The following is a 17,287-nucleotide window of genomic DNA, read 5'->3' as shown; positions in this document are numbered from 1 at the left end:
CTACTGACTCTCGACCTCGGCATTGGCGCCGTCAGTCACGAGCGGCGCGTCGGCCGTCTCGGGCAGGGGCCTGGTCAGGGGCTTGGTCAGAGGCTCAGACAAGGAACCGCTGCCAGCGCGACGCATGGCATCCAGATTGACGCCGCGCACCTCACGCAGACTGCCATCCGAGGCGCGCACGGTGAATCTGGCCATCTGGCCCTGTGGCCCGAGCATCTCGACCTCATAGATCAGCTCGCCATGCGTCTCTTCGAGTTCCACCTCGACCACCTGACCCAGCCAGTCGCGCTCGAGGCTATCGAGCAGCTCGGACAACGAAATGACACGTCCGGCGGCGACTTCGTCGTGCAGGCTGCGCCAGCGCTCGCTGTCACACAGCGCATGCGGCGGCAGTGCCAGTGCTCCGACCAGCAGGCTCCCGAGCCCGAGGCACAGCCAGACATAGCGTTGCCGCCATTGACTGCCACGCGCTGCACGGGCGTCTGGCTGAGCCTTGTGGGGAGTCTGCATGAAGAGGAACCTCGTGAATGACGGCGGGCTGGTGTGCGCCCAAGGCGGGCGCTTGCGCGTGGCGCTCAATCTAGCAACGGAATGTGCAATCAAACCTGCGTTGGAACAACGCGGACCAACGCGAGAGCAACCACTGACCCTGTGATGCAGAGACTGACAGGAGGCAATGAACCTCAGATGAATTCACGTCTCAGCGTCGCGCAAGGTCGCCTGGCCCACAGTGAGCGCCATGCCCAGCCATCCTTGAGGAGGGTGTCATGTCCCCATCAGCCGCGTCCCGTATTGCTCCCGTTCGTGAATCAGACTCCGCATCCCGGCAGCCGCCATCCTCGGCCGCAGGCACCGCCCCGTCACGCTTCTGGCTCGCCAGCCGCGCAGTCCAGCACTGGCGACACGGCCTGGGCGTCAGCGCACTCGGCCTGATGCTGGGCTCGGCTCCCGCCTATGCCAATGGCATCGAGGACCTGCCGGTGCGCCATCAGCTGTCGGCGGCAGAACTCTCGACCGCAGGGCTCTCTGCAAATGGGCCCTCGACTACCGAGCACTCAGATGATGGCAAGGCGCACGCCACGCTCGGAAATGATGCGGAGGATAGCGCGCTGGACACGGCCGCCACCCGCACAGCCGGAAAGCCTGCGACGGATATCTCTGACGCCGCGACTACTCAAGGGCTCGCGCCAGAGCTGCTCACGCAGATGATGATCCACGCCAGTCGCAAGGGCATGATGGAATTCAGCACGATGGATATCCGCGACGATCATGTTCAGTTCACGGGCTGGGGGCATAATGGGTGGCAGATGGAACTGGCCATCAATCTCGCCGATGGAGAATTCATCAGCGAAGCGCTGCGCCAGAGTGATTCCGCGCCCGGCGACAAGGCCATCGATGGCGACAGCATGCGCCAGACCTTGAATTTTGCCGCTGTCGACGGCATCAAGAGTGTACAGAGCGTCGAAGTCGCTGCGCACGCCATCCAGATTCACGGGCGCGATGCGCAAGGCAGGCCGCAACGGATGACATTGAACATGCCGCTGCCGGGCAACGCTTTCAACCTCGCCGCCAGCGTGTCCATGAATCCGGATTACCGGCCGTGAACTGATCGACCCGTTTGACCAGCCACCGTGCCTTGAAGTGGTTCAGGGACTGAACCTGACATCCAGCGCTGGATCAACGCCGAAGCCGCTTGACGGCAACGATGCCAACTTCGATGCTGAACGAGTCAACCGGCCGCCCGATGCCATCAAGCGCCTCATGCAAAAGTGCGTCGCATCGAGCCCCACTTACCCATCCCCCGGCCCAGAGCACGAATGCCAGTTGCGCCGGGAGGGCAATACCCCTGTTTCCCTGACCCGATATCCCCGACCACCCACTTTCACCTATCGGGTCATCCTCGCCCGGCCTGACGGCCCGGCTCTATCGTGGAGAAGACACATGCAAGGCCAACAGCACAACACTCTGTGGAACCAGGCTCGCCAATGGCAGGCCAATGCAGGCAACCAACGCCCCTCCAATGGCCTGTCCGGCCTCAAGCTGGTCGCCGCCTGGCTGATCGGTGGCGTGGTCATGATCTTCAGCCTGTTCGCGGCGCTGGTGATGATGATACTCGGCATCATCATGCTGCCCTTCATCCGCCGTCGCATGAAAAAGCGCATGAGCGAGATGCAGCAGCGCATGCAGGAGGCCCAGGACAAGGCCAGTGGCCGCCAGAACTACTCGCGTGATGCCACGCGTGAAGACGGCAGCAGCACCGAGACGCTGGACGGTGAGTACCAGGTCAAGGAATAAGCCCTGACACCAGAGACCGCTGAACGTCTCACACTGGCCGACTCGCAATGATCGTCTCGCATTGATCATCACGACGTTCGCCAAAAACACAAAGGCCGCCCCATGGGGCGGCCTTTTGCGTTGTAGCGTCCTGAAGCTGCCAAGGCAGGCTCAGGCGTCTGACCATCACACCCGATAGACGCTGGCCGTCATCACCTTGGACATCAGGCGCATGGCGCTCTTCAGCGGCCCCGGGAAGCGATGACCACCGGCTTCCAGCGCCCACTGCTCATGATGGGCTTCGTCGATTTCCATCTGGCGCAACACGGCACGTGAGCGCTGATCGCCCTCGGGCAGCGTCTGCTGGTGCTTCGACAGGTGCTCGCCGACCAGTTCTTCGGTCGCGGCCACGAACCCGAGGCTGACCTTGTCATTGATGGCGCCAGCCGCCGCCCCGAGCGCAAAGCTCGTCATGTAGAACAGCGGATTGAGCAGGCTGGTATTGGCATCCAGCTCGACGAGTCGCGCATCGCACCAGGCCAGGTGATCGATCTCTTCCTGGGCAGCCAGCTCCATCTGCGTGCGCGTTTCGGGCAGACGCGCCGTGAACCCCTGACCCTGATAGAGCGCCTGGGCACACACCTCGCCGGTGTGATTGATGCGCATCAGGCCAGCGGCGTGCTGACGCTCTTCGTCGCTGATCGCTTCGTCATGGATGTCGCCCGCCGGAGAGGGACGCGACGGCTGGGCGGCATGTGGCACCAGGGTACGCAGTACGGTGTCGAACTGATGGATCAACTGATCGGCGCGGCTGTGATGACGTTGCGCCGAAATGGCATCGGAATGCGGCATGGGGAGACTCCTGCACGGCGTGAGCAATGAGGCCATCTTACGCAAGCCAGCCCGCGACGGTAAGGGGCAGAGTGTCGCCGGGCGAGGCCTGACCGGCTCCCTTGCGCCGTGGCTTCCCAAATGCAAAACCGGCAATGCCGTTTTCACGACATTGCCGGTATGCGCCTGTGTGCCGCGCGCTTGTTATCGCTAGCCGCTACCTGCCCGCGAACCGCCGGTACAGGCGCCTGCTCTATGCCGGCTCAGCCAGCCGGCCATGTGAAGCGGCGACCACCCATCAGGTGCATATGAATATGATAGACCGTCTGGCCGCCATCTTCATTGCAGTTCATCACCACGCGATAACCGCCCTCGGCAAAACCGTAGTCCTTCGCCAGTCTGGCGGCGGTGTACTGCAGGCGCCCTACCGTAGCCAGCTGATGCTCCTCGATATCGTTGAGCGTGGCGATGTGCTGCTTGGGGATGATCAACACATGGGTCGGCGCCTGCGGATTGATGTCATTGAAGGCCAGCACCTCATCATCCTCATAGACGATATCGGCGGGAATCTCGCGGTTGATGATCTTGCAGAACAGACAGTCCATGACACCTTCTCCCTTGAAGTGGGGCTGCCCACGGCAGCGTGGCCTGCCAGCGTAGCGCCAGCCGGGCAACAGGCCAAGGGCAGACGCAGGAAAACGCGGGCCAGTTGGCGGACAGGGCAATGTCGCCTTTAGGGAAACAGACTGATTCACCGCTGCCAGTGGGCGAATGAGGAAAACAGTAGGATAATCATTGTTATCCCGCTAACGAGAAGCCGCCCGTCATGCCCGTGTTCACTCGCCAAGATTCCTCCCTGCGCAAGGCCAACCACGAACTGGAGGCCGGCCTTGGCGCTCACGGCGAGACACGACCGGCCACTGTCGGCGCCCCCGCCGTTGATCGCGCTGAGCCTACGCGCGCCGAGAAGGCGCGGGCGGCACTACGTGCCGCGCCCAGGGTCGCGCGTATTGACGGCGAGCAGGCCCCGGGCGAGTTCCTGCAGCGTGCCAAGGGCTTTCTCAAGGCCGAGGTCTATATCACGCACCTCAATGGCCAGCCGGTGGTCTGCAAGGATTACCGCCGCTATGCCGGCACGCCGGCGGCATTGATGGCACGCTGGCTGGTACGCCACGAGCTGAAGATGCTCGAGCGTCTGGGCGACTGGACACACGCCCCCCGCGCCGTGGCGCGCCTGTCACCGCTGTCGCTGGCGATGGAGTACATTCCCGGGCCGTTGCTGAGTGATGCCGCCCTGGATGACGTGACGGATGCCCGCCTCAGTCAGCAACTGATTCTCGTCGTGCAGCAACTCCATCAGCGTCAGATGGCCCACAACGACATCCGTGGCTCCAACGTCGTGCTGCGCGATGGCGTGCCGGTCCTGATCGACTTCACCTCTGCCGTCCGCCTGCCGCGCCTGCCGGGCACAGCCACTCTTGCGCGCATGATGCGCCGCTTCGACCTGCGTCACTCGCTGAAGCTCAAGCAACGCACCCTCGGCCTGCCGTTGAGCACCCGCGAGGCGCGCCTGCTGATCCGCAGCGGCCGCCTGAATCGCGCCCTGCGCGTCTGGAAGAAAGGCATCCTGCCACGCCTCAAGGGCCGCAAGCACTGAGCCAGCCCGAGCCCAGCCCCCTTCGTCTTCATGTCTGTGACTAGCGGAACCGCCGCTGCGCCAGCAGGCTCTTGACCAGCGGCGTGATGATCAGCTCGATGGCCAGTGCCATCAACGCGCCGGGCACCACCAGCGTATGCGGGCGCGACATGAATGAACCCTGGATCATCGCGAGCAGGAACGGGAAATCGACACTGCCGGGATCGCGGAAGTGGATCACGACCATCGACTCGGCGTCCGTCGGGATATCCTGCGGTTCGAAGGGGTTGGAGGTATCCACCGTCGGCACGCGCTGGAAGTTGATGTGCGTGCGTGAGAACTGCGGCTGGATGTAGCGCACGTAGTCATCCATGCGGCTCAGGATGGTGTCCACCACCGCTTCCTGGGAGTGCCCGCGCAGCTTGGTGTCGCGATCGATCTTCTGGATCCACTCCAGATTCATGGTCGGCGCCACCCCGATCAGCAGATCGACATGACGCGCGATGTCATGCTCCGGCGTCACCAGCCCGCCATGCAGCCCCTCGTAGAACAGCAGGTCCGTACAGTCCGGCAGCGACTGCCATTCGGTGAAGGTGCCGACCTTGTAGCCGGCCTCGATCATGCGCTTGTCTTCGGCATGAATGTAGTGGCGATGCGTGCCGGAGCCCTGCTCGCCATATTCGACGAACAGCGCTTCCAGACGATCCAGCTGGTTGGCCTCGACCGCGAAGTGAGACAGCTCGCGCTTGCGCTCCGGCACCTCCTGAAACATGCGCACCAGCTCGTCACGGGTATAACGGTGAAAGGCATCCCCATCCACGTAGGCGGCATGAATCGCCTCACGCGAGAACATGCGCTCGAAGGTGCGCATGACGGTGGTGGTGCCCGCGCCGGAAGACCCCGTCACGGCGATGATCGGATATTCCCGCGACATCAGTTGGCTACCCGAGACGACATGGCTGAGACGGCCTGCTCGATGGCGGCACTGGCGCGCGCGCTTGGCTCCGCCAGCCCCTGCTCGCCAGTGAACACCAGCCCGACGCGCAGCGTCGCCAGCACCGCGTCATCGCTGACACGCAGCAGGCGGTGATGGACACCAAGTCCCTTGCCGGACACGCTGTCGATGGCCGTTTCCACCACGAGGGCGTCACCCAGCCGGCCCTCGCCCTGATACTGCACGGCGAGATCCGCGACGATGCTCATCAGCCCATCGATGTTCCATTCGGGGAAGCCCAGCGACTGCCAGGCCTGGCCCCGCGCCTCGTGCGCCAGGCTGACTACGCTGTCGTGACCCAGGTGCTGGCCATAGTTGATGTCGCTGACCCGAATCGTCATCGGGTGGCGATGTACCAGGCGGGAAACCGGAAATTCAAGCCGGATACGGTCCATGCAGACTCCTTGTCGGCGAGACAGGAAAAGGGTTCAGGGCGGACGGCGACGCCATCTTTCGACGCCGGTCTGCCTCAAGAAGGAATATAGGATGACTAGGGTTATCGCATGCCCGACACCGACATGACCAGACCCCGACACGATGGTCGTAGGCGCTCAGGGCGTCCAGAGACGCCCCAACGACAAGACCCGGCCTGAGGCCGGGTCTTGTCGTGAAGCAGGCATGTCGCGGGGCGATGGCCCGTGCGACTCAGCGCTTTCAGCTATCGCCGCGCTCGCGAGCGATGGCGCGCCAGGCGATGTCGCGACGCACCAGCATGTCCTGCCAGCTGATGGCATCGACGCCTTCATAGGCACGCTCGGTGGCCGCCGCGACGCTGTCGCCCAGTGCGGTGACACACAGCACGCGACCACCGCTGGTGACGACCTGGCCATCCTGCTCGGCGGTTCCGGCATGGAAGACCTTGCAGCCGGTCGCTTCGGCAGCGTCGAAGCCGCTGATGACATCACCCTTGCGGTAGCTGGCCGGGTAGCCGCCAGCTGCCAGCACCACGCCGACCGCCGCGCGGGAATCCCACTCGCAGGTCTGGGTGTCGAGACGCCCGTCTTCGGCGGCCAGACACAGCGCGACCAGATCGGACTTCAGACGCACCATGATCGGCTGGGTTTCCGGGTCACCGAAGCGGCAGTTGTATTCGATGATCTTCGGCGCGCCCTGGGCATCGATCATCAGACCGGCATACAGGAAACCGGTATAGGGATGGCCTTCGGCCGCCATGCCATGCACGGTGGGCAGGATAATCTCGTCCATCACGCGCTGGTGAACGTCAGCCGTCACCACCGGCGCCGGAGAGTAGGCCCCCATGCCGCCGGTGTTGGGGCCGGTGTCGCCTTCGCCGACGCGCTTGTGATCCTGACTGGTGGCCATCGGCAGCACGTTCTCGCCGTCGACCATCACGATGAAGCTGGCTTCCTCGCCGTCGAGGAATTCCTCGATCACCACACGTGCGCCGGCATCGCCGAAGGCGTTGTCCTCGAGCATGTCACGCACCGCGGCGCGGGCCTCCTCGTCGCTCATCGCGACCACGACACCCTTGCCTGCCGCCAGGCCATCGGCCTTGATGACGATGGGCGCCGGATGGGCCGCCAGGTACTCAAGCGCAGCATCGACCTCCGCGAAGGTCGCGTAGTCGCCGGTCGGGATGGCATGACGCGCCAGGAAGTCCTTGGTGAAGGCCTTGGAGCCTTCCAGCTGGGCGGCACCGGCCGTCGGGCCGAAGCACTTGAGCCCCGCTTCGCGGAAGCGATCGACCACGCCGATCACCAGCGGCGCTTCCGGGCCGACGATGGTCAGCTCGATGGCGTTGTCACGCGCGAAGGCGACCAGCGCATCGAGATCGTCAGCGGCAATCGCCAGATTGGTCAGCTTGGACTCGCGCGCCGTACCCGCATTGCCGGGCGCCACGAAGACCTCCTCGACACGGGATGACTGGGCGGCCTTCCAGGCCAGCGCATGTTCGCGGCCACCGCCGCCGATGATCAGGACCTTCATCTTTTCAACCTTCATGAGCCAGTGAGGATCAGGGCTACCCGCATGGCGCGAGCTACCGAGGAAATATCAGGCTGCGCATTATGGCAGAAAGGCGCCCTGCTCGGGGCGCCCCTTTTCACATCACGATGAATTTATGTGAAAGCTGGATCTGACACGGTGTCACACTCAGCGCCGCTCATCGTCCGGCGGCGTGTCCGACTCATCAGGCGCCGCATCCGCATCGCTCGGCTGTGAGCGTGAGGCGCTCTTGCCAGCGCCCATGCCAGCGCCCATGGCCTGCTGCCAGAGGCGCAGGTTCTCTTCGGCGACCTCGCGCATCATCTCCATCGGCGAGTGACGCATGGCCTGGGACCACTGCTCCTGCATGCGCTGCTGCTGCTCCATCATCAGGCGCGTGCCCTGCTCCAGATAACCGGCCAGCGGCAACGGCTTGGCCATCGCATAGATGCGGATGAACTGCTCCAGCAGCTCGTTGGAGAAGACCTCGGCCTCGCCCTCGCCCTGCTCCTGCTCGATGATGATGGTCAGCAGGATGGTGCGCGTGAGGTCCTCACCGCTCTTGGCGTCCTCGACCTTGAAGACCTCTTCCGCCAGCACCAGGCTGCGCAGGTCTTCCAGGGTCACGTAGCGGCTCTGCTCGGTGTCGTATAGGCGCCGATTGGCATATTTGCGGATCACTCGCACGTGTCAGGCTCCTGTCGATTTTTCTTCATTGTGCACTCAAGGGGGGGGACTGCAAGAAAAGGCGTCTCCACGCGTCAGCCATTGACGCCATGCCAACGCTGTCCCCGTCGGGTCAGCATGCACGACATGCTAGAATAACGCCCGCTTGCCGCTGTCTGTAAGCGATGCATCCCGCCCTCCACTGCCCCGGTATTGCCATGAATCTGATTTTGCTCGGCGCTGACGACCTGACCTCTCAGGACCATGCACGTGTCACGGACCCGCGCCGCCTGCGCCATCTGCGTGAGGTGCATCGTGCCAGCGTCGGCAACGAGATGACGCTGGGGGTGGAGGGCGGCCTGATCGGCCGTGGCCGTCTGGAGCGACTGGACGCGGACAGCGCCGAATTCAGCCTGACGCTGGACCGTCAGCCGCCGGCGCCACTCGACGTGCATCTGCTGCTGGCGCTGCCGCGCCCGCGCATGCTGGCACGCTCGCTGGAACACGTCACGGCATTGGGCGTGAAGCACATCACCCTGCTGCATACGCGGCGGGTCGAGAAGAGTTATTGGCAGTCGCCGGAGCTCAAGGAAGACAAGATTCGCCAGCACCTGGTGCTGGGACTGGAGCAGGCGCGTGACACCATCATGCCGACAGTGACCCACGAGAAACTGTTCAAACCCTTCGTGGAAGACCGCCTGCCGGCACTGATGACGCCAGCATCAGGCACGCCTCCGCGCGGCATCATCGCCCATCCTGGCATGCCGAATGAATGCCCACGCGCCGTCCGCGAGCCGGTGATTCTGGCCATCGGCCCGGAAGGCGGCTTCGTGGACTATGAGGTCGAGAAATTCATGGCGGCAGGCTTTGAAGGGGTGCATCTGGGCGAGCGCATCCTGCGCGTCGAGACGGCAGTCACGGCGCTATTGGCACGTCTGGGCTGAAGAGCGCCAGGTCATACAAGCAGCAGATCATAGTAGCAGCAAGTCGTAGAAGCAGCAGGTCATAGATGAGGTGCCACAAGGGCTTGGATCTTCCTAGACGACTGGCGTGATATCGACACCGTCTGATCACACATCGAAGCCCGCCAGATGCCGCCATTCGCCCCAGTGGATGGCGGCGTCGTAATCGAGCAGGCAACGCTCGAACCAGCGCGCGCCCAACCGCCAGTCGCCGCCGTCCTCCAGCCAGGCACCGGCCAGATACTTGCGCTCGGACCACGGCAACCAGCCTTCACGTACCAGCACCTGCATGGCCTTGTCAGCCCGGGCATCGCCGGTTCGCCCTTCGCTCCAGCGCGCAAAGGCGGCGTCATTTGCGGCGTCTTCCCGCAACGCGGCGCCATACCAGGCCGCGCGAGCCTCCCCATCCTTGTCACGCAGCATGCGCTGCCAGCACTCGCGCTGCAGCACGATGGCCAGCAGCTGCTGATTGATCGCCTCATCACCCGCCTCGCGGCGGCGGGCATCCAGCACCTGCAGGATGCGGCGCGGACTGATGCAACCCAGCGCCAGCCATGCTGCCAGTGGCCATGCATCCGCCGGGCGCGCCATCGATTGCATAGCGTCAAGCGTCTTCCCCGCCTCCCGCTGGGGCGCCAGCCCCGCCGGCACACCAGCGCCTTCGCCAGCGACAGAGTGCGATCGCTGATAGGACGCCCCTTCTATCCAGTCGTCATCGCCCTTGCCGTCATCTCCCTTCGCCCAGGCCTTGCCCCACAGCAAGGTCGACAGGTATGCGCGGGCGGGTTCCTCGCCACCCTGCAGCTCCGCAAGCCCAGCAGTCGCCGGCTGCCAGGCTTGCGCCGAGCCACAGATGGCATCCAGCGGTGGGAAGCCACGCGAGGCAGAATCGGGCCACGGCGGCAGGGAATAGGGCAGCCCCTGCAAGGGCGACTGCGCCTCGCACAGCGCGCGCCACTGCTCCTCGTTCAGCCCTGTCGGCAAAGCCTCGCGCTGAGGGCGTGCCTGCAAGGTGCCGGGCGTCGGCGTCAACACAGCACAAGGCGGCAGCATCAGGTCGGCCACGCCAGAGTCATCGCCACCACTGGCCCGCAGCACCCGCGAGGCAAGCGCGGCGCAGGTCGCCAGGGCGTCATGATCGTCTGATGCGCCTGTGTCAGCATAGGCTGTGCCAGCAAAACCTGTGTCAGCAGAGGCCGTGTCACGCAGTTTGAGATCACTGGAGGGAGCCGCCCGCTCATCTACAACGCGGGACGCTTCATGCGCCACGCGCAGGCGCGCCGTCTCTTCGCGGGGGAATCTGCCCGGCAGCAGGCGATCAAGCAGCGGGCCATCCAGCAGCTGGCTGTCGAAGGCGATCTGGTCAGCGGGATGACAGTGGAGCCGGGTCGAGGCCGGCAGGCGCCGTGAGAGCTGCTGCAGGGCACGGCTATCTTCCGGCGCGGCGGCGAGGCTGACTTCGAGGCACTGGACATCATGCTGGGCGACCTGCGTCAGCACTTCCTCGACGGGGTCCCCGACGCGCACCAGCAGGTCACTGCCGCGGCGCAGCAGCATGCCACGCAGGTTCATCAGGCTCTGCCACAGCAGGCGCAGACGCGCGGGCCCCAGGCGTGGCAAGCCGTCGCTCGGTGTCAGCCAGCGACGGTCGAAGACATACATCACCAGCATCTGATGCGGGCGACGTGACAGGGGCAGCGCGAACAGCGGGTTGTCTTCCAGCCGCAGGTCGTAACGCAACCACACCAGAGAGGTTTCCGGTGCGTTGCCCGAATTCATGCTGGCGACCTCGTGCATGATGACTCCGTGGAACGTATGGCGTGCAATATTTGTACAAGAAAATAGACATCTTGTACAACACTTCACACGGTACATGTCGCGTTCCGGCGGGTCGTGCATGCGCTGGCGAGGGGTGCAAGTGCGTGATACATTCGAGAGGTTAGGTCACGTTCCATCAATGTTTTCAACAAGATCGCGCAAGTGTCTCCACTCGAACACACACTTGTCATCCAGGGGCTTCAGGAGGAATACGGCCATGCTCGCAAGACATGACATGACCGCACCAACCCGGCATATTCGCCGTCTGCCCGTTGCGGGCAGCCGGGGACGCGCTGCGGACCTCATCCCATCCTGGATGCTGGCACCCCGTGCCGTGCGACTCCCCTTCCTGACGGATCCGCCCCTTGCGACGGTAACGTCATGCTCGGAGCGATTGACGCGCTGAACCCGCGCCAGTTCCTCCGTGCAGCCTGAGCCAGCCACTGCCAACCCTTGCTGCCGCGTGACGCATGTCGTGTCTCGCATGGCCCCATGAGAACGTCTTCCTGACAGAGTCTCGTGTGTCCGGCACTTCATCGCAGCAACCTGCAGTGCGCTCGCCTATTCTGTCGGCACCCAGTGGCCGAAACTCCGCCTCCCGATCTCGAAGCTGGCAGTCCGGCCCTGAGCCTGTGTCTGCGCTGCCCACGAATGACGGACTACGTACTACAACAACGACTGGAGCGAGTCTTCCATGACCCTGCTGTTGATCGTGCTATTGCCGTTACTCGGTGCCCTGGTGCCCTTGATGGCCAGAAATCTGCCCCGCGCACGCCTTGCCTGGCTGACCGCGGTGGCACCTGCCATAGCACTCGGTATCGCCGTCTTCCACCTCGGAGACGTCTTCTCGGGCATGGTGCCCCAGTTCCATCTGCCCTGGATCGCGGAGCTGGGTCTCAACCTGTCGCTGCGCTTCGATGGTCTGTCGGGGCTGTTCGTGCTGCTGATTCTCGGCATTGGCCTGCTGATCATCCTCTATTCCCGCTATTACCTGTCGGGTGAGGATTCACTGGCACGCCTCTACAGCTTCCTGATGCTGTTCATGACCGCGATGCTCGGCATCGTGATGGCAGACAACCTGCTGCTGATGTGGGTGTTCTGGGAGCTGACCAGTCTGAGCTCCTTCCTGCTGATCGGTTACTGGTACCAGCTGAGCGAGGCGCGCAAGGGCGCCCGCATGGCCCTGACCGTCACCGGCGCCGGGGGTCTGGCACTGCTGGCCGGTATCCTGGTCATCGGGCATATCGTCGGCAGCTACCAGTTCGATGACGTGCTGGCCGCGGCGGACCAGATCCGCTCCCACGAGCTCTATCCGGTCGCGCTGGTGCTGGTACTGCTGGGCGCCTTCACCAAGTCGGCCCAGTTCCCGTTCCAGTTCTGGCTGCCCCATGCGATGTCGGCGCCGACGCCGGTATCCGCCTTCCTGCACTCCGCCACCATGGTCAAGGCCGGTGTCTTCCTGCTGGCGCGCATGCACCCGGTGCTCGCGGGGACAGACCTGTGGTTCTACATCGTCAGTCTGACCGGTCTTGCCACCCTGCTCTACGGCGCCTGGTTCGCCTTGATGAAGCAGGACCTCAAGGGCGTGCTGGCCTTCTCGACCATCAGTCACCTGGGCCTGATCACGCTGCTGTTCGGCTTCAACAGCCAGATGGCCGCCGTCGCGGGTCTGCTGCACATCATCAACCACGCCACCTTCAAGGCCTCGCTGTTCATGGCCGCCGGCATCGTCGATCACGAATGCGGCACGCGTGACATCCGCAAGCTCAACGGCCTGTATCGCTACATGCCGCATACCACGGTGCTGGCGATGGTCGCCTCGGCCTCGATGGCCGGCGTGCCGCTGCTCAACGGCTTCCTGTCCAAGGAGATGTTCTTCGCCGAGAGCCTCGATGCCCAGCTGCTGGGCGGCCTGTCGTGGCTGATTCCGGCGCTGGCGACCCTCGGTGGCATCCTGTCAGTGGCCTACTCGCTGCGCTTCATCCACGACGTCTTCTTCAATGGCGAGCCGAAGGATCTGCCCAAGACTCCGCATGAGCCGCCGCGCTACATGAAACTGCCCATCGAGGTACTGGTGCTGATCTGTCTGCTGGTCGGTATCCTGCCGTCGCTGGTGATCAAGGACCTGCTGGTCAGTGCCTCCGCCAGCGTGCTGGCCGGACCGGTACCGGACTTCAGTCTCGCCATCTGGCACGGCTTCAATCTGCCGCTGCTGATGAGCGGTATCGCGCTGGCGGGCGGCGTCGCCGTCTATGCCCTGCGCCACCATCTCTATTCCTTCCAGCGTCAGTTCCGCGCGCGCAATGCCCTGCTGGTGTTCGAGGCCAACGTGCAGCGCCTCGTCAAGCTTTCCGAGCGCAGCATGGACAGCTTCGAGAATGGCTCGCTGCAGCGCTACATGCTGTGGCTGCTGCTGACCGCGCTGCTGTTCGTCGGCATCGGCCTGCTGGCCGTGCCGCAACTGGGCGGGGAGCTTGAGCAACAGCCCTTCGATGGCATGCTGCTGACTGGCGCCGTGATCACCGGCCTGGCCGGCCTCGGCACCGCGATCACCCACCGCAAACGTCTGATATCGCTGCTGATGCTGTCCGTGGTCGGCCTGATGACCTCGCTGGCCTTCGCGCGCTTCGCCGCACCGGACCTGGCACTGACCCAGCTGGCGGTCGAGGTGGTGACGATGATCCTGCTGATGCTGGCGCTGTTCTTCCTGCCCCAGCGCACGCCCAAGGAGTCCAGCGCACGCCGCATCATGCGCGACGTGCTGCTGGCCAGTGCCTTCGGCGTGGTGGTGGCGAGCCTCAACTTCGCCATCCTGACCCGCCCGGTGGAGTCGATCTCCGACTTCTTCATGGCCAATGCGGTCTCCGGTGGCGGTGGCCATAACGTGGTCAACGTGATTCTGGTCGACTTCCGTGGCTTCGATACGCTGGGTGAGATCACCGTACTGGGCATCGCGGGTCTGGCGATCTTCAAGCTGCTCAACCGTCTGCGCCTGTTCATGCCGTCCAGTGACCTGGATGGCCGTGGCTGGTCGCCGGACCGCCATCCGATGATCCTGGCCACCGTCTCCCAGACGCTGCTGCCGCTGGCACTGCTGGTCTCGGTCTACATCTTCCTGCGGGGCCACAATGCGCCGGGCGGTGGCTTCATCGCCGGTCTGGTGACGGCAGTGGCCATCATCCTGCTCTACATCGCGCGTGGCGTGGACTGGACGCAGCGCTGGCTGCGCTTCCCCTATCAGCCCGTCGCGGCGGCCGGGGTGTTGATCGCCGGCCTGACCGGTGCCGGCAGCTGGGTGTTCGGCTATCCGTTCCTGACATCCTCCTTCGGCCACTTCACCCTGCCCGTCATCGGGGAAATCGAGCTGGCCACCGCGCTGCTGTTCGACCTCGGCGTCTACCTGACCGTGGTCGGCGCGACCCTGATGATTCTCGCCAATCTGGGCAAGCTGACGACTCCGCATCGCCCGACCAAGGAGAAGATGTGATGGAAGCCCTCTACGCCACTACCACCGGCCTGCTGGCCGCCTGCGGTGTCTACCTCACCCTGCGCGGCCGCACCTTCCCCGTCGTGGTCGGCCTGACGCTGCTGTCCTACGCCGTCAACCTGTTCCTGTTCTCCATGGGTGGCCTTGCGATGCACGGCAATCCAGCCGTGGTCGGTGCCGGCTCACCAGCAGCTGACCCGCTGCCCCAGGCGCTGGTGCTGACCGCCATCGTGATCGGCTTCGCCATGACGGCCTTCGTGGTCATTCTGGCGATGCGCGCGCGCGGCGACCTGGGCAGTGACCACGTCAACGGCAATCGCCTGGATGATTCGAAAGAGAAAGAGGACACCAAGTGATGCTGCAACACCTGATTGTCCTTCCGATTGTCCTGCCGCTGCTGGTGGGGGCGGGCCTGCTGCTGAGTCGTGCCACCTCACCGACCCTGCGTCGCACGGTCAGCCTGGTGGCCCAGGCCTTGATGGTGGCCATCGCCATCGCGCTGGTGGTGCAGGCCGGTGATGGCACCATCCGCTACTACGCGCTGGGCGACTGGCAGCCGCCGTTCGGGATCGTGCTGGTGCTGGACCGCCTGTCGGCGACCATGGTGCTGCTCAGCTCGCTACTGGGCCTGCTGGCCTGTCTGTACGCCACGGCGGGCATCGATGAGACCGGCTCCAACTTCCATGGTCTGTTCCTACTGCAGCTGATGGGCATCAACGGCGCCTTCCTGACCGGCGACCTGTTCAACCTGTTCGTGTTCTTCGAGGTGCTGTTGATCGCCTCCTACGCCCTGCTGCTGCATGGCGGCAGCAAGGCACGCACGCTGTCGGCGCTGCACTATGTGGTGCTGAACCTGATGGGCTCGGCGTTCTTCCTGATCGCGCTGGGTATCCTGTATGGCGTGACCGGCACCCTGAACATGGCCGACATGGCGGTCATCGTCACTACGCTGGACCCGGGCCGTGCCGGCCTGATGGAAGCCGGCGGCCTGCTGTTGCTGGTGGTGTTCGGCCTCAAGGCGGCGATGCTGCCGCTGTACTTCTGGCTGCCACGCGCCTATGCCGCGGCCTCGGCACCGGTGGCGGCGCTGTTCGCGATCATGACCAAGGTCGGCATCTACTCCATCCTGCGCGTCTACTCGCTGATCTTCACCGACAACGCTGGCGCACTGGCGGACCTCGGTCGTGACTGGCTGTGGTGGGCGGGACTCGCCACCCTGGTGGTGGCGATGCTGGGCGTGCTCTCGGCGCGTGATCTGCGCACCCTGGTGGCCTATCTGGTGATGGTGTCGGTGGGCACGCTGCTGACGGCGCTGGGCATGAACACGATCGAGGCAGACAGCGCGCTGCTGTTCTACCTGATCCACTCGACGCTGGTCACTGGTGGGCTCTTCCTGCTGGTCGACGTGGTCGCCGGTCAGCGCGGCAAGGCCGGGGCACGCATCGTGCGCTCGCGCCCGCTGCTGCAGGCAGGCCTGCTGGGCGGCCTCTTCCTGATCGGCACCGCCGCTGCCGCCGGGCTGCCACCGTTCTCGGGCGCCATCGGCAAGGCGCTGATTCTCGCCTCGGCGACACCGGAGCAGCAGATCTGGCTGTGGCCGCTGCTGCTGCTGGCCGGTCTGTGCTCGCTGGTCGCCTGCTCGCGCGCCGGTTCCAGCGTGTTCTGGCGCACCAGCAAGGCCGAGCCCAGCGGCGAGCGCATCGGCGTAGCCCGTGGCATCGCCACTGGCGGGCTGATCTCGGCCGCGCTGATGCTGGTCATCTTCGCGGGGCCGCTGGCGAACTGGACCAAGGCCACCGCCGAACAGCTGTCCAACCCGGCCCCCTATCTTGAGTCCTTGCTCGGCAAGGACGCGGCACCCGAAACCGCACCGCCGCTGAAGGGAGATGTCTCATGATCAAGCCTCGTTCCCGTCTCTTGCCCACGCCGATGCTGTCGGTGCTGCTGTTGATCGTCTGGCTGATGCTGCAGAACAGCGTCGCGCCCGGTCAGATCCTGCTCGGAGCAGTGCTGGCCATCGCGATCCCCATCCTGACCTACCGCTTCTGGGAGCCGCAGCCCGACCTCCAGAAGCCCTGGCGGCTGATCAGCTACTTCCTGCGCGTGATCATGGACATCATCATCGCCAACCTGCAGGTGTCCTACCTGATCCTCAATCCGCGCGCCAAGTTCCGTCCGGCCTTCGTGCGCTATCCGCTGGAGCTTGAGGAGAAGTTCCCGATCACCCTGCTGTCGAGCACCATCACGCTGACGCCGGGCACGGTCTCGGCCTATCTGACGCTGGATGGCCGCCACCTGATCATCCACGCGCTGGATGTCGAGGATGAGCAGGAGTTGATCGACGAGATCCGCCAGCGCTACGAGCGTCCGCTCAAGGAGATCTTCGAATGCTAGACATCGCCCTGTGGATCAGCATTGCGCTGTTCGCCGCCTCGCTGGTGCTCAACGTCTTCCGGCTCGCCATCGGGCCGGACCTGCCGGACCGCATTCTGGCGGTGGACACCATGTACGTGAACTCCATCGCCCTGATCGTGCTGTTCGGCATCCAGCTCAACAGCAAGTCCTACTTCGAGGCGGCGCTGTTGATCGCCATGCTCGGTTTCGTCAGCACCGTGGCAGTCTGCAAGTACCTGCTGCGCGGCGACATCATCGAATGACCTGAGCGGAGACTCCCC

Annotated in this window: 17 protein-coding genes; 9 read left to right on the top strand and 8 right to left on the bottom strand. The window is 64.4% G+C overall.

All coding sequences use genetic code 11. The annotated features are described in order from the left end of the window. Positions 1-510, bottom strand: a complete 510-nt coding sequence (locus AOG28_RS18495) for a PepSY domain-containing protein (RefSeq protein WP_200906721.1) — start codon at positions 508-510, stop codon at positions 1-3. Between the two features lie 257 nt (positions 511-767). On the opposite strand from AOG28_RS18495, the gene AOG28_RS03110 reads away from it, so the two are divergent. Beyond that, a complete protein-coding gene (locus AOG28_RS03110) occupies positions 768-1,604 on the top strand; it encodes a hypothetical protein (protein WP_054555286.1) in 837 nt (278 codons plus the stop codon). 337 nt (positions 1,605-1,941) lie between these two features. Beyond that, positions 1,942-2,295 carry a hypothetical protein gene (locus AOG28_RS03105; protein ID WP_054555285.1) on the top strand — a complete coding sequence of 118 codons (354 nt, stop codon included), beginning with the start codon at positions 1,942-1,944 and terminating at the stop codon, positions 2,293-2,295. A 165-nt stretch (positions 2,296-2,460) separates the two neighbouring features. Here the strand turns inward: AOG28_RS03105 and coq7 are convergent, their stop codons facing one another. Both coq7 and AOG28_RS03095 read right to left on the bottom strand, forming a co-directional pair. Continuing rightward, positions 2,461-3,126 (bottom strand): 2-polyprenyl-3-methyl-6-methoxy-1,4-benzoquinone monooxygenase, encoded by a 666-nt coding sequence (gene coq7 / locus AOG28_RS03100; RefSeq protein WP_205700843.1) that lies wholly within the window; start codon positions 3,124-3,126, stop codon positions 2,461-2,463. Positions 3,127-3,368: 242 nt separating this feature from the next. After that, complete coding sequence (locus AOG28_RS03095) at positions 3,369-3,710, bottom strand: histidine triad nucleotide-binding protein (RefSeq protein WP_043334727.1); 342 nt, start codon at positions 3,708-3,710, stop codon at positions 3,369-3,371. A gap of 221 nt (positions 3,711-3,931) precedes the next feature. Between AOG28_RS03095 and AOG28_RS03090 the strand changes: the two genes are divergently transcribed. Continuing rightward, positions 3,932-4,762, top strand: a complete 831-nt coding sequence (locus AOG28_RS03090; protein ID WP_054555284.1) for an RIO1 family regulatory kinase/ATPase domain-containing protein — start codon at positions 3,932-3,934, stop codon at positions 4,760-4,762. Positions 4,763-4,802: 40 nt separating this feature from the next. Here the strand turns inward: AOG28_RS03090 and AOG28_RS03085 are convergent, their stop codons facing one another. The 4 genes from AOG28_RS03085 to phaR all read right to left on the bottom strand — a co-directional run bounded on the left by AOG28_RS03085 (position 4,803) and on the right by phaR (position 8,366). Next, positions 4,803-5,675, bottom strand: a complete 873-nt coding sequence (locus AOG28_RS03085) for a phosphoribulokinase (protein ID WP_054555283.1) — start codon at positions 5,673-5,675, stop codon at positions 4,803-4,805. Continuing rightward, entirely contained in the window at positions 5,675-6,130 is a 456-nt protein-coding gene (locus tag AOG28_RS03080; protein WP_054555282.1) for an acyl-CoA thioesterase, read from the bottom strand. Before AOG28_RS03080 ends, AOG28_RS03085 begins: the two co-directional genes overlap by 1 nt. A 259-nt stretch (positions 6,131-6,389) precedes the next feature. Further along, entirely contained in the window at positions 6,390-7,682 is a 1,293-nt protein-coding gene (purD, locus tag AOG28_RS03075; RefSeq protein WP_054555281.1) for a phosphoribosylamine--glycine ligase, read from the bottom strand. A 165-nt stretch (positions 7,683-7,847) separates the two neighbouring features. Next, on the bottom strand, positions 7,848-8,366 hold the full coding sequence (gene phaR / locus AOG28_RS03070) for a polyhydroxyalkanoate synthesis repressor PhaR (RefSeq protein ID WP_054555280.1): 519 nt from the start codon (positions 8,364-8,366) through the stop codon (positions 7,848-7,850). A gap of 197 nt (positions 8,367-8,563) precedes the next feature. Here phaR and AOG28_RS03065 point away from each other — a divergent pair, with 197 nt between their 5' ends. Beyond that, the gene (locus AOG28_RS03065; RefSeq protein ID WP_054555279.1) at positions 8,564-9,289 is read left to right on the top strand and encodes a 16S rRNA (uracil(1498)-N(3))-methyltransferase; all 726 of its coding nucleotides are present in this window, start codon (positions 8,564-8,566) and stop codon (positions 9,287-9,289) included. A 126-nt stretch (positions 9,290-9,415) separates the two neighbouring features. Here AOG28_RS03065 and AOG28_RS03060 read toward each other — a convergent pair whose 3' ends face one another. Then, complete coding sequence (locus AOG28_RS03060; RefSeq protein ID WP_054555278.1) at positions 9,416-11,104, bottom strand: deoxyribodipyrimidine photo-lyase; 1,689 nt, start codon at positions 11,102-11,104, stop codon at positions 9,416-9,418. 715 nt (positions 11,105-11,819) lie between these two features. On the opposite strand from AOG28_RS03060, the gene AOG28_RS03055 reads away from it, so the two are divergent. Genes AOG28_RS03055 through AOG28_RS03035 form a run of 5 tightly spaced genes read left to right on the top strand, consistent with a single transcriptional unit; the run spans position 11,820 to position 17,269 of the window. Continuing rightward, positions 11,820-14,612 carry a monovalent cation/H+ antiporter subunit A gene (locus AOG28_RS03055; RefSeq protein ID WP_054555277.1) on the top strand — a complete coding sequence of 931 codons (2,793 nt, stop codon included), beginning with the start codon at positions 11,820-11,822 and terminating at the stop codon, positions 14,610-14,612. Next, entirely contained in the window at positions 14,612-14,968 is a 357-nt protein-coding gene (locus AOG28_RS03050; protein WP_043334740.1) for a Na+/H+ antiporter subunit C, read from the top strand. The genes AOG28_RS03055 and AOG28_RS03050 overlap by 1 nt, the downstream gene beginning before the upstream one ends. Further along, positions 14,968-16,509 (top strand): monovalent cation/H+ antiporter subunit D, encoded by a 1,542-nt coding sequence (locus AOG28_RS03045; RefSeq protein ID WP_052384719.1) that lies wholly within the window; start codon positions 14,968-14,970, stop codon positions 16,507-16,509. Before AOG28_RS03050 ends, AOG28_RS03045 begins: the two co-directional genes overlap by 1 nt. Beyond that, positions 16,506-17,006 carry a Na+/H+ antiporter subunit E gene (locus AOG28_RS03040; RefSeq protein WP_043334742.1) on the top strand — a complete coding sequence of 167 codons (501 nt, stop codon included), beginning with the start codon at positions 16,506-16,508 and terminating at the stop codon, positions 17,004-17,006. Before AOG28_RS03045 ends, AOG28_RS03040 begins: the two co-directional genes overlap by 4 nt. Continuing rightward, on the top strand, positions 17,000-17,269 hold the full coding sequence (locus AOG28_RS03035) for a K+/H+ antiporter subunit F (RefSeq protein WP_043334744.1): 270 nt from the start codon (positions 17,000-17,002) through the stop codon (positions 17,267-17,269). The genes AOG28_RS03040 and AOG28_RS03035 overlap by 7 nt, the downstream gene beginning before the upstream one ends. The last annotated feature ends 18 nt before the right edge of the window (positions 17,270-17,287 follow it).

The organism is Cobetia sp. UCD-24C (assembly GCF_001306765.1).
Lineage (GTDB): Bacteria > Pseudomonadota > Gammaproteobacteria > Pseudomonadales > Halomonadaceae > Cobetia > Cobetia amphilecti.
This window is presented reverse-complemented; position numbering and strand designations above follow the sequence as displayed.